General features: G+C 55.1%; 15 protein-coding genes. All 15 read right to left on the bottom strand.

Translation table 11 applies throughout. From position 1 onward, the window contains the following. Nucleotides 1-283: 283 nt before the first annotated feature. Entirely contained in the window at nt 284-676 is a 393-nt protein-coding gene (gene aroH / locus B4113_RS06025; protein WP_033021225.1) for a chorismate mutase, read from the bottom strand. Beyond that, the gene (aroB, locus tag B4113_RS06020) at nt 673-1,773 is read right to left on the bottom strand and encodes a 3-dehydroquinate synthase (RefSeq protein ID WP_033021222.1); all 1,101 of its coding nucleotides are present in this window, start codon (nt 1,771-1,773) and stop codon (nt 673-675) included. The genes aroH and aroB overlap by 4 nt, the downstream gene beginning before the upstream one ends. 2 nt (nt 1,774-1,775) lie before the next feature. Further along, on the bottom strand, nt 1,776-2,942 hold the full coding sequence (gene aroC / locus B4113_RS06015; RefSeq protein WP_033021220.1) for a chorismate synthase: 1,167 nt from the start codon (nt 2,940-2,942) through the stop codon (nt 1,776-1,778). Nucleotides 2,943-3,029: 87 nt separating this feature from the next. Then, nucleotides 3,030-3,800: a protein-glutamate O-methyltransferase CheR gene (locus B4113_RS06010; RefSeq protein WP_033021213.1), complete on the bottom strand. Its 771-nt coding sequence runs from the start codon at nt 3,798-3,800 to the stop codon at nt 3,030-3,032. A gap of 70 nt (nt 3,801-3,870) precedes the next feature. Continuing rightward, nucleotides 3,871-4,320 (bottom strand): nucleoside-diphosphate kinase, encoded by a 450-nt coding sequence (ndk, locus tag B4113_RS06005; protein WP_033021210.1) that lies wholly within the window; start codon nt 4,318-4,320, stop codon nt 3,871-3,873. 97 nt (nt 4,321-4,417) lie between these two features. Beyond that, nucleotides 4,418-5,380 (bottom strand): heptaprenyl diphosphate synthase component II, encoded by a 963-nt coding sequence (gene hepT / locus B4113_RS06000; RefSeq protein WP_033021208.1) that lies wholly within the window; start codon nt 5,378-5,380, stop codon nt 4,418-4,420. A 15-nt stretch (nt 5,381-5,395) separates the two neighbouring features. After that, complete coding sequence (gene menG, locus B4113_RS05995; RefSeq protein WP_033021206.1) at nt 5,396-6,100, bottom strand: demethylmenaquinone methyltransferase; 705 nt, start codon at nt 6,098-6,100, stop codon at nt 5,396-5,398. Nucleotides 6,101-6,104: 4 nt separating this feature from the next. Then, the gene (locus tag B4113_RS05990) at nt 6,105-6,881 is read right to left on the bottom strand and encodes a heptaprenyl diphosphate synthase component 1 (RefSeq protein WP_051985094.1); all 777 of its coding nucleotides are present in this window, start codon (nt 6,879-6,881) and stop codon (nt 6,105-6,107) included. A gap of 114 nt (nt 6,882-6,995) precedes the next feature. Then, nucleotides 6,996-7,220 carry a trp RNA-binding attenuation protein MtrB gene (gene mtrB, locus B4113_RS05985; protein ID WP_008879621.1) on the bottom strand — a complete coding sequence of 75 codons (225 nt, stop codon included), beginning with the start codon at nt 7,218-7,220 and terminating at the stop codon, nt 6,996-6,998. 13 nt (nt 7,221-7,233) lie between these two features. Further along, nucleotides 7,234-7,800, bottom strand: coding sequence for a GTP cyclohydrolase I FolE (gene folE, locus B4113_RS05980; protein WP_033021204.1), 567 nt, complete (start codon nt 7,798-7,800; stop codon nt 7,234-7,236). A 126-nt stretch (nt 7,801-7,926) separates the two neighbouring features. Continuing rightward, nucleotides 7,927-8,199 (bottom strand): HU family DNA-binding protein, encoded by a 273-nt coding sequence (locus B4113_RS05975; protein ID WP_008879623.1) that lies wholly within the window; start codon nt 8,197-8,199, stop codon nt 7,927-7,929. Between the two features lie 411 nt (nt 8,200-8,610). Beyond that, entirely contained in the window at nt 8,611-10,089 is a 1,479-nt protein-coding gene (gene spoIVA, locus B4113_RS05965; RefSeq protein ID WP_033021202.1) for a stage IV sporulation protein A, read from the bottom strand. A 158-nt stretch (nt 10,090-10,247) separates the two neighbouring features. Next, entirely contained in the window at nt 10,248-10,970 is a 723-nt protein-coding gene (locus tag B4113_RS05960) for a hypothetical protein (protein ID WP_061912313.1), read from the bottom strand. Between the two features lie 19 nt (nt 10,971-10,989). Next, complete coding sequence (locus tag B4113_RS05955; RefSeq protein ID WP_033021200.1) at nt 10,990-11,193, bottom strand: DUF2768 domain-containing protein; 204 nt, start codon at nt 11,191-11,193, stop codon at nt 10,990-10,992. A 175-nt stretch (nt 11,194-11,368) separates the two neighbouring features. Continuing rightward, nucleotides 11,369-12,204 (bottom strand): NAD(P)H-dependent glycerol-3-phosphate dehydrogenase (locus B4113_RS05950; protein WP_235597965.1); only part of this gene is annotated, 836 nt, incomplete at its 5' end.

Genomic DNA, 12,204 nt, shown 5'->3' with positions numbered 1-12,204 from the left:
AGGGAGCAAGCCGCTTATCAAGCTCGTTTCTCCTTGTCGCATCAAGATCGTCTTTCAAACGCTCCCCATTGCTCAAAAGAAACAACCGTTTTTCACCAAGCCATCTAGAAAGACGGGGATTTCGTGTAAAGTGCTGCTGATCCCATCCGTTTCTCAATGAGAGAACCCTTGCCGAATCAGCTTTCTTTGAAAAGCCGCCGCTTGGTGTTGACAGCGGTTTTTCATCGGCCTTCTAGGCGGGCAAAGAAGTTATTTTCACTATATTACATTTCTGTTTTTTCTGTCAACGTTGACATTCTCCGAAGCGGCTTTCACGATCGGATAAGTCGGGCCGCAGCCCGACCGCCTCTCCCAAATACACATGGTGGATCTCATGCTGCCGCTTCTCGGTCGCCACCGTCATCATGACGCGAATGCAGCGCGGCAAAGAGCCGGGCACTGGAATTTCTCTTGTACACATGACCGGCACATACGTCCAACCGTCAATTCGCCGCAGCGCCTGCGCCGGAAACGCCGCATCGATGTCATCAGTGACGGAAATGAGCACGAAGGACACGTGATCAGCGGCGACATCATTGGCGCGGATCATCTCGCGCAACAACGTTTCTGTCGCCGTTACGATTTCGTTCGCCTCGTTTTGTTCGACCGTGATCGCCCCGCGAATGCCGCGGATCATCGCCCTCCCCCCTGTCGGACAAACTCCTCAAGCCATGCGAGCAGGCGGCCATCCTCCAGCTCCGCTACTTCCACGTCGCCAATCGCGCGGAGCAGCACCATTCTCACCGTCCCGGCGTATGACTTTTTGTCGCCCTTCATTCGTTCAAGCAGACGGACGGGCTGAACCGTTGGCGGCGGCGCGGTCGGGAAGCCGTATCCGGCCAGCCACTCGTCCAAGCGCTCAGCGGCGAACGAGCAGCCGTAGAAGCGTTCGCTAACTAGCACGGCAAACAACATGCCGATCGCCACGGCCTCCCCGTGGGTGAGCGCGCCGTACCCGCACTCGCTCTCTAGCGCATGGCCGAGCGTATGGCCGAAGTTCAAATGAGCGCGCACCCCGGTCTCTTTTTCATCTTCGCGCACGATTGCCGCCTTAATGTCAATGCCTTTTTCGATGCAATAAACGAGCTTCTCGCCGCGCAAGTCAGACAACGTCTTGATTTCGGCGCGCAGCCACTCGTAAAAGCAGCGGTCGCGGATGAGCGCATGTTTGATGACCTCGGCAAATCCGGAGCGGAGTTCACGCTCAGGCAGCGTGCGCAAAAACGCGGTGTCATACACCACGGCCTCGGGCTGATGGAAAGCGCCGATCATATTTTTTCCGCGCGGATGGTTGATGGCGACCTTGCCGCCGACGGCGCTGTCATGGGCCAACAATGTCGTCGGCATTTGGATGTAACGGATGCCCCGCATATAGGTGGCGGCGACAAATCCGGCCAAATCGCCGACAACGCCGCCGCCGAGCGCAACAATGATCGAGCGGCGATCAAGGCCAAACTCGAGCGCTGCCGTTTGGCAGGCGTAATAATTCTCAAACGACTTGGCCGCCTCGCCGCTCGGAATGACAAAGGCCGAGGCATCATAACCGGCAGCGACGAGCAACGACCGCACCTCATCCAAATACAACGACGCCACAACCTCATCCGTGACCATCAGCAGCTTCGTTCCAGGCGGGCAAGAGAGCGACCGCAGCAAACTTGGCAGCGCACCGGCCGCGCCATCCCCTAAAAAAAGCGGATATTGTTTCGTCGCCGTTTTGATCGTTCGCTCGATCATCGTCAAAACTCCCTCGCGTAACGCCGGGCGCGCTCGACGTTTTCCTTGATCAAGTCGATCCGATCCTGCCCGAATTGCGCCACGATCGCCGCGGCCACTTCCCAAGCAACGACCGCCTCGGCAACGACGCTCGCCGCCGGCACGGCGCAACTGTCCGACCGTTCGATGCTGGCCGCAAACGGTTCTTTCGTGTCGATGTCAACGCTTTGCAGCGGTTTATACAGCGTCGGGATCGGCTTCATCACCCCGCGAACGACGATCGGCATCCCGGTCGTCACCCCGCCTTCAAAGCCGCCCGCCCGGTTGGTGCGGCGCGAAAAACCTTCTTCCGGGCTCCAAACGATCTCATCGTGCACTTCGCTTCCCGGACGGCGCGCCGCTTCAAAGCCGATTCCGAATTCAACGCCTTTAAACGCGTTGATGCTGACGACCGCCGCGGCGATTTTGGCGTCAAGCTTCCGGTCGTAATGGACATAGCTGCCGACTCCAGCCGGAACGCCCTCAACGATCACTTCCACGATGCCGCCGATCGAATCGCCGTTTTTCTTCGCTTGATCGATCGCTTCCATCATTTTTTGCCCTGCCTCCGGGTCAAAGCAGCGCACCGGCGACTCTTCCGTCACCGCCTGCAATTCCTCCAGCGAACGATAATCAAGCTTCTTGGCGCGCACGCCGCCGATTTCGATGACATGGCCAGCGACGCGGATGCCGACCTCTTGCAAAATGCGCTTCGCCACCGCCCCGGCGGCGACACGCACGGTCGTTTCGCGCGCTGACGAACGCTCGAGCACATTGCGCATATCGCGATGCCCGTATTTCAGGGCGCCGTTTAAATCGGCATGCCCCGGCCGCGGACGCGTCACTTTCCGCTTCACTTCCGCTTCGTCATCCACCGGTTCAACTGCCATAATCGTTTGCCAATGTTTAAAATCGCGATTCTCGACGACGAGCGCGATCGGCGAACCGAGCGTTTTGCCGTGCCTGACGCCAGCGGTGATGTTCACTTCGTCTTTTTCGATCTGCATACGCCGGCCGCGCCCGTACCCTTTTTGCCGACGCGCCAATTCTTGATTGATATGCTCGGCGCGCAGCTCTAGACCGGCCGGCACTCCTTCCAAAATGGCCGTCAGTTGCGGGCCGTGCGATTCCCCTGCTGTCAAATACCGCACCTTCGTCTCTCCCTTCAGATCTTTAACGCGTTTGAGTAAAAATATATCATAAATGCGAAAAATGAAAATAGTGATTTGAAAAAACTGCTACTTTCGACGGTAAAAAAACGTTTCCTCCATCTCGAACCCATACAAGCCGGGGTTGAAAATTTGCTCGGTGCTGCCGACAAACAGCACGCCGCCGGGCCGCAGCGCCGCATGGAACTTCCGATACAGCGTCCGCTTCGCCTCCTCGGTAAAATAAATGAGCACATTGCGGCAGACAATTAAATCAAATGGCCTAGGAAACGGATCGGCGAGCAGGTTATGTTTCTCAAACGTCACCGTCCGCTTGATCTTGTCGTCTATTTTATACCAATCGCCGTCTTTCGTAAAAAATTTTTTTCTCATCGCCTCCGGCAGCTCGGCGAGCGATCGTTCGCTGTACAAGCCAAGCCGCGCGCGGGCGAGCGCGTTTTCATCGATGTCGGTCGCCAGCACCGAGACGCGCGAAAGCGGCACGTGCTGAGCCAGCACCATCGCCAACGTATACGGCTCTTCGCCGGTCGAGCAAGCGGCGCTCCATACGCGCGGACGAGGGTTTTCCGCTAAGAGCCGCGGCAAAATGGTCTGTTCCAACACTTCCCATCGTTTGGCATTTCGGTAAAATTCGGACACATTGATCGTCATGCGATCCAAACACTCATGCCATAGAGCCGGATCTTTTTCCATCGCCGCAAACAGTTCGGAGAAGCTGTTCAATCCTTTTTTGGCGTAAAGCGCCGCCAGCCGCCGCTTCATCTGCGCTTCTTTGTACAAAGACAAATCGATGCCTGTTTTTCGTTTCACCTTAGCGATAAACTGCATATAATCATCCATCGCTTTCTTCCTCCTTCATGACTTTGATGATGAAAATGGAAAACCGGCCGAATTGCGGCCGGTCTTTGCATCAGTACAGCCATGCGTTGATCTGTTTCGAGTAGCGGACGAGCTCGTCTTCTTTAAAGAACAAATTGATTTCCCGTTCGGCGCTTTGCGGCGAGTCGGAGCCGTGGATGACGTTTTTGCCGACCGTCAAACCGAAGTCGCCGCGGATCGTGCCGGGGGCAGCCTCCTGTGGATTCGTTTTCCCCATCATTTGCCGGGCGGCGGCGATTACGTTTTCGCCTTCCCACACCATGGCAAACACCGGCCCGGAAGTGATGAAATCAACGAGTTCGCCGAAGAACGGGCGCTCTTTATGCTCGGCGTAATGTTGCTCAGCCAGTTCGCGCGACACTTGCATCAGCTTGGCACCAACGAGCTGGAAGCCCTTTTTTTCAAAGCGGGCGACAATCTCGCCGATCAAATTGCGTTGAACTCCGTCCGGCTTCACCATGATGAATGTCCGTTCTGCCATTCGCTCTCCACCCCTACTGTCGTATGTACCGGGAGACAAGCTCCCCTCATCATAGTATCATGGTTTCCCGCCGTTGGCAACTGCCGCCTTGAAAGCGCTAATAATCCCTTTTTCCAATATAGAGGGCGAGATCGCGCAACAAGGAGCGCGCTTGGTTAGTCGGCAGCTCATCGAGGAGGTGAAGCGCCTTTTCCAAATAACGGTCGCTGAGCGCATACGACCGCTCGATGGCGTCCGTTTGTTTGATCGCCGCCAATATAGCGGCCATCTCTTCCGCGTTCGTGTCCGCGCCGACGGCGGTAATTTTAGACCGCACGCGCGCATCGCCAAGGGCATACAGCACCGGCAACGTGATGTTTCCTTGCAGCAGATCGCTCCCGGCCGGTTTGCCGAGCTGTTCTTCCGTCCCGGTAAAGTCGAGAATGTCATCGGTGATTTGAAACGACATGCCGACGTAATGGCCGAACCAATACAGCCGGTTGGTCACCGCTTCGGGGGCGCCGGCGGCTAACGCGCCAAGCTGGCAGCTGGCGGCGATCAATAGCGCCGTTTTGCGGCGGATGCGCCGCAAATACGTGCGCAGCGGCTGGTCGAATCGGTATTTGTCCTTGATTTGCTCGATTTCCCCGCGGCACACTTCGACAATCGTCTCCGCCAGCACTTGATGGGCGCGCGGATCATCGAGCGCCGCCATCCGTTCCAGCGAGCGGGCAAACAAATAATCGCCGGTGTACATGGCAAAGCGGTTGCTCCATTTCGCTTTGATCGTCGGCCGGCCGCGGCGCGTGTCGGCGTCATCGATGACGTCATCGTGGACGAGCGACGCCATATGAATGAGCTCGAGCGCGACGGCGACATGTTTCACCTGTTCGACGTCCGCTTGGCCAAAACGGGCCGCAAGCAAGACAAAAACGGGACGGATCCGCTTTCCGCCCGCCTGCAATAAGTGAAGCGCCGCTTCTCCAAGCGGCCCGTACTCGGACCGGACCGTCCGCTCGAGCTCCGTTTCCACTGCCGCCAAATCATCATGTAAAAACGAATAAATGGCCTTCAACTTCATGGTGTTCACCTTAACTCATCGTTTATAGCCTATGTGCATCGCCGCGACGCCGAACGTGTACGGTTTGACCTCGACATCGACAAAGCCAGCTTGGCGAAACATCTCGGCCAGCTCATCCCGCCCCGGAAACTCGCGCGCCGACTCTTGCAGCCATGAATACTCCTCGTAGCTTTTCGCCAACAGCTTGCCAAACAGCGGCATGATAAACCGAAAATACAGGTAGTAAAGCTGGCGAAAGCCAAACAGTGTCGGCTGCGACGTCTCCAGACAGACGGTCATGCCCCCCGGCTTCGTGACGCGGTGCATTTCCCGAAGCACTGTCATGTAATCGGGAACATTGCGCAAGCCAAAGCCGATCGTGACATAATCAAATGTGTTGTCGGGAAACGGCAGCTGCATCGCGTTGCCGTGGATGAGCGTCACATTGGCGAGGCCGCGCGCCTTCACCTTTTGCTCGCCGACTTTCAGCATGTTCTCGCTGAAATCAAGGCCGTACACTTCCCCCTCCGGGCCGACCGCTTCAGCTAGCGCGATCGCCCAGTCAGCCGTTCCGCAGCAAACGTCAAGCGCTCTTTTCCCTTTTTGCACGTTCATCCGCCGCATCACATCTTCACGCCACTTAAGATGGCGGCGAAAGCTGATCACCGAATTCATTCGGTCGTAATGAGCGGAAATGGTTTCAAATACGCGATGGACTCGCTCTTCCTTCGACTGATGCATCCTTCTACCCTTCTTCCACCGTCATTTTGCCGATGGCTTGAAACCCGCCGGAAAGCTCGGCGAGACGAAGCGCCAACAAACTGTTCAACGGCAGATTCGCCGCAAACAGCGCTTCTTGACAACGGTCGATATAACGATCGCAAAGGCGAAGCAGCTGCCGACGCAGTTCCTTCACCGCCTTCAATCGCGGAAAGGCGATGCGCGCCATCTGGTCAAACAGCGCCGACGCCCCGCTGCGAACAAACGATTCTTTTTCCGAGCGCAAGCGCCGCAGCAGCAAATAATGGCGGGCAAACTGCCCCCACTGCGGCGCCCCGATGCGGTCGGCGAGCTTGACGAGCAGCGCTGATTCGACCGTAGCAACGGCGGAAACGAGCCGTTCGAGCTGGTCCGTTTTTTTCTCATACAGCAGCACTTTTTGTTCGTTCACCTCGCGGACCGCCTCGGCAAACAGCCGGATCAGCGCCGCATCGCCGGAGCGGGCCAACAGCTCGTAAAAAAGCCCGCTGTACAAGTCCCCGGCCAAAACAGCGAGCTGCCGCGTCCGCAAATCGCCGCCGCGATCCGTCACATCTTCATGGGTGTCAAGAGCGATTTGCATCAGCATCATGGCCGTGATGCACCGATCTGGCTCGTCCAGCGCCTCTTTGGCGCCATCAAGCATCGACAGCGAAAGCAGCAGCCGATCTTCGTCCACAGCCGGCACCGGTATATGCGCGCGCAAGTATGGATGATCGAGCAGACGTTCAATTTGTTCCTTCAATGAAGCCAGTTTCACCATGATGCCATTCACATCAACCACCCTTGTCCCCGAAAAAATATCCGCACCGCCATGTCGGACTCATTATAACATAATTTTGCCGAAAGCGCTCTAGTTTGCTAGAAATTTGCCGAATCACTTTTTCCCTTCCGATTCAATTGCGCCATGGCGCGTTTGGATGTACGCCTTTCCCCTCACTTTGATCGCCGACGTATGTTCGGTGAACTGGGCGATCAACACTTCCCCTTTGTCCAGTTTTTCCGAATGGTGGAATCGCGTGTCGGCGCCGCGCGTCAGTCCAATCACATTCACCCCGTCTTCGAGCGCCTTGATGACGACAAAGTCGCTGTTTGTGTACATCGACCTTTCCTCCTTACGCTTTGATTAACGAAAGCACTTCCGCGCGGGCGTTGGCATCCGTTTCAAACACGCCGCGCACCGCCGTTGTCACCGTTTTCGCCCCCGGTTTTTTGACGCCGCGCATCGTCATGCACATATGTTCCGCCTCCACGACAACCATCACCCCATACGGCTCGAGCGCCTCGACGATCGAGTCGGCGACCGTCGCTGTGATGCGCTCTTGCAGCTGCGGACGGCGCGCCACCGCCTCAACCGCCCGCGCGAGCTTGCTCAAGCCGGTCACTTTTCCTCCCCGGGGAATATATGCAACGTGGGCAACGCCGAAAAATGGAACCAAATGGTGTTCGCACATCGAATAAAACGGAATATCTTTGACGAGCACAAGCTCCTCATGCTCTTCGCTGAAAACGGTCTGAAAGTGCTGCTTCGGATCTTCGCTGAGCCCGGCGAACACCTCGGCATACATTTTCGCCACCCGTTTCGGCGTATCGACAAGCCCTTCGCGGTTCGGATCTTCTCCGATCGCCTCGAGAATGAGACGAACGGCATATTCAATTTGTGCAATATTGATCTCTGGCATACAAATAACATCCTCCTGCATCGTAAAAACTGCATGTAATCCGATTCTAGCATAGGGATGAGAAAAACACAAAAAAGAAGGGCGGTGTACACCTGCCCTTCTTTTCTCCACTCCGGCTATGTAGGCTTATTTGACAGCGTCTTTCAACGCTTTGCCCGGTTTGAATGCAGGAACTTTGCTCGCCGGAATTTCCATTTCTTCGCCCGTTTGCGGGTTGCGTCCTTTGCGAGCGGCGCGCTCGCGCACTTCAAAGTTCCCAAAGCCGATTAATTGCACTTTATCGCCTTTTCGCAGCGCTTCTGTAATCGAATCAAACACCGCATCAACGGCTTTTGTTGCATCTTTTTTCGAAAGACCGCTTGTTTCAGCGACCGCGTTGATCAATTCCGTTTTGTTCATGCCATTCACCTCCTCCCAAGGCTTTGCTTGTTTACTGCCATTTGTAGACACTTTTCTGCGTTTCTATACATTGCAAGGAACGGTGACATGCCTAATCTTAACCAATTCACCGCAAGAATTCAACCTCTTTTTTCGCAAAAACGGCCAATTTTAGGCATATTTCACCAAAACAACGATTTCAGATAAAAGATTACCATAACGCCATGCCTATAATCAAGTACCAATCCTGATTTCTCAAGGGGTTGGGCGATTTTTTCCCGTTGCCGCTTCGCAGTTGAAAAAACGGCATCAAAAAAAGCCCCCTTTTCGGGAGCTTGGCGCGCGGCCTCTGCTTTTCCGCGAAAATGCCGAACTGGCGCGAGATTTTCGTCCCCGGGTGGAGGGCAGATCGCGCTGCCCATGAAACTTTTTCTATAAAATAATGGCGATGAGGCCGCCGGAGCCTTCGTTGATGATGCGCTCAAGCGTTTCTTTCAGCTTGTAGCGGGCGTTTTCTGGCATGAGCGCCAGCTTCGCCTGAATGCCTTCGCGGACGATGGAGCTGAGCGAGCGGCCAAAAATATCGGAATTCCAAATCGACAGCGGATCGTCCTCAAAATCTTGCATCAAATAGCGAACGAGCTCTTCGCTTTGCTTTTCCGTGCCGATGATCGGCGCAAACTCCGATTCGACGTCGACTTTGATCATATGAATCGACGGCGCAACGGCTTTCAGGCGGACGCCAAAGCGCGACCCTTGGCGGATGATTTCCGGTTCGTCAAGGCTCATGTCGGACAAAGCGGGAGCGGCGATTCCGTAGCCGGTTTGTTTGACCATTTTCAAGGCATCGGCGATTTGATCATATTCCGCTTTCGCATGGGCGAAATCTTGCATCAACTGAAGCAGATGGTCTTTGCCGCGAATCTCGACACCGACGATTTCTTTTAAAATTTGATCGTACAGCTCATCCGGCGCGTACAAGTCGATTTCGGCGATCCCTTGCCCCATTTCGATGCCGGCAAGCTGCGCTTTTTCGATGAAATCGTACTCGGCAAACTGCTGCACAACCCGGTCGACGTCGCGCAGCCGTTTAATGTCTTTGACCGTGTCGCGCACCGCTTCTTGGTAGCTTTCGCGCAGCCAATGGTCTTCGCGCAGCACCATCACCCAGCTCGGCAAGTTGACGTTCACTTCAAGGACCGGAAATTCATACAATGCTTCGCGGAGCACGTTATACACGTCGGCTTCGCGCATGCTTTCCACGCTCATGGCGAGCACCGGAATGTCGTATTTTTCCGCAAGCTCGCGGCGGAGCGCTTCGGTTTCCGGATGGTGCGGGCGCACGGTGTTAATGATCATGATGAACGGCTTGCCGACTTCTTTCAGCTCGCCAATCACCCGTTCTTCTGCTTCGATGTAGTCTTGGCGCGGAATTTCCCCGATCGTGCCGTCGGTCGTAATGACGACCCCGATCGTCGAATGTTCTTGAATGACTTTTCTTGTCCCGATTTCCGCCGCCTCTTGGAACGGAATCGGCTCTTCATACCAAGGGGTGTGAATCATCCGCGGCCCGTTTTCATCCTCATATCCTTTGGCGCCGGGCACGGCGTAGCCGACGCAGTCGACGAGACGAATGTTGACTTCGAGCCCTTCATCGACTTTCACCGTCACGGCCTGATTCGGCACAAATTTCGGCTCCGTCGTCATGATCGTCTTGCCGGCGGCGCTTTGTGGCAGCTCGTCTTGAGCGCGCGCCTTGTCGGCTTCGTTTTTAATGTTCGGAATGACCACCAGCTCCATAAAACGCTTAATGAACGTCGATTTTCCGGTACGAACCGCGCCGACTACCCCTAAATAAATGTCGCCCCCAGTCCGCTCGGCGATATCTTTAAAAAGATCGACCTTTTCCAAACGGCTTCCCTCCAGTCCTTCGGTCGTTATTGGAAACAGCGAAATGAATCAATAGAGCAGGACACTATATGCATATGATGTTGTCCGATTCAGTTATGACTAAAAGCAAGAAAAAATCCCTTCTCTAGAATGTATTTTCCTAGAGAAGGGATGATGACTTATTTCGTGAAAAAAATCGGTTCGTTCGTTTTCGCATCGATCGTATACGGCAACGAATACGCCGGCACGAACAGCGAATGGTCGGTCAACAACGGACGAATATCATCGCCGGGTCGATAATGGTGCCGATATTTCTTTAAAGCCGCGTACAAATCAGGGCGGTAATCGATGTAAATTTCGCCGTTCCCATCGATGACAAACGGCAAGTTGTTGCCGGAAAACGGGCTGACCGCATACGGCGGCTCTTTGTAGCCGAGCTTTTTGTAATCGAGCGTAAATACGCCCGGCGCAACGACGTCTTGAAACGGCGGATAACGGTGCTCGTCCGTATACATTCTCAGCCGCAGCTTCAAATCGCGGACGCGCTCGGCTAAGCGCAGATCAAGAAGCTTGACCGTCGGCTTCGTTTCCGCATCAATAATGATATATTGAAAGACGCCCCCGCTTTCATAAGCGTTTCCCGGCGGCTCCTGCATGTAGCGCGGGACGAGTTTTTGAAAATCGACCGGGTATTTTAGGTACAGCGGCGTTTTCATATCCCGTGTTTTGATCGGCAAAAGCCCCCCGGTCTCCTTCCGGTATTCGTCGACCGCCGATTGCACCGCCGCGACTTGATCTTTGTAAGGAATTTGGTTTTGTTTTAGCCGCTCTTGCGGATACAAACACCCGGAAAGCAGCGCGAGAAACAAGCAAGCTAAAAGCAAGCGAGCGATCTGTTTCATAGGTTCCTCCATCCTTTGCCTATTGCGGCGTCGGTCCGCTGAACACGACAAAAACGATGATGATGCCCGATACAATCAGCAGGATGTAAGCGATGAACGCCAAAAGAAAGCGCAGCCATTTCATCTTGATTTTATAGCGGCTCAAATAAATGAAGCCGACCGAAAGAAACATAAACACCATTGACGTGATGGCGATCCACATTTTCGCTAGCGCCGGTGACATACACGCTCCCCCTTTTCGACAACTATCATTATACCATCGACATAAAAAAAGCTGAAGTAAAGCGGGGCTTTCTTTACTTCAGCATCGCCTTATACCCTTCCGGAAGCTCAAGCCGATGATCGTTCGCCATATTGTATGCACACCGAAGACAACTTGTACCGTCATTGGCCTATTTTCACGATTCTTGCGCCGCAAAAATGGTGTTGAGGTCATCCATTTCCTCTTTTTTTCCGCGCGCCATCAGCGAATCGACCGCCTCTTTCGGGTCTTGGCCAGCAAACAGCACGTCATAGAGCGCTTCGGTGATCGGCATCTTCACGCCAAGCTCCTTCGCCAGCTCATAGGCAGCTTTGGTCGTCCGCACCCCTTCGACGACCATCCCCATGCTCTCGAGCACCTCGTCGAGCTTTTTCCCTTGGCCAAGCATGTGTCCAGCCCGCCAATTGCGGGAATGAACGCTCGTGCACGTGACGATCAAATCGCCGACTCCCGTCAAACCGGCGAACGTCAGCGGGTTAGCGCCGAGGGCGCAGCCGAGGCGAGCAATCTCGGCGAGACCTCTTGTAATCAGGGCCGCTTTGGCGTTATCTCCGTAGCCGAGCCCGTCGCTGATGCCAGCGGCCAAGGCGATGATATTTTTCAGCGCTCCACCGACTTCGACGCCGATTAAATCCGGGTTCGTATACACGCGGAAATAGTGATGGTTCATAAAGAGGTCTTGGATGCGGCGCGCCGCTTCCATATCGGGCGAGGATACCGCCACGGTCGTCGGATGGCGGAGCACGACCTCCTCAGCATGGCTCGGCCCGGAAAGGACGACGACATCCTCAAGCCATTCGCCGAGCTCTTCCATCACCATTTCCGACACTCGCTTATGCGTCCCTGGCTCGATTCCTTTGCTGACGGCAACGACCGTGATCGGTGCCGTCAAGCAGGGGCGCGCTTGGTTGAGCACCGTGCGGATCGCCTTCGTCGGCACAGCCAGCACGGCGATGGAAAGGCCGTCAAGCG

Source organism: Geobacillus sp. B4113_201601 (assembly GCF_001587475.1).
Lineage (GTDB): Bacteria > Bacillota > Bacilli > Bacillales > Anoxybacillaceae > Geobacillus > Geobacillus icigianus.
This window is presented reverse-complemented; position numbering and strand designations above follow the sequence as displayed.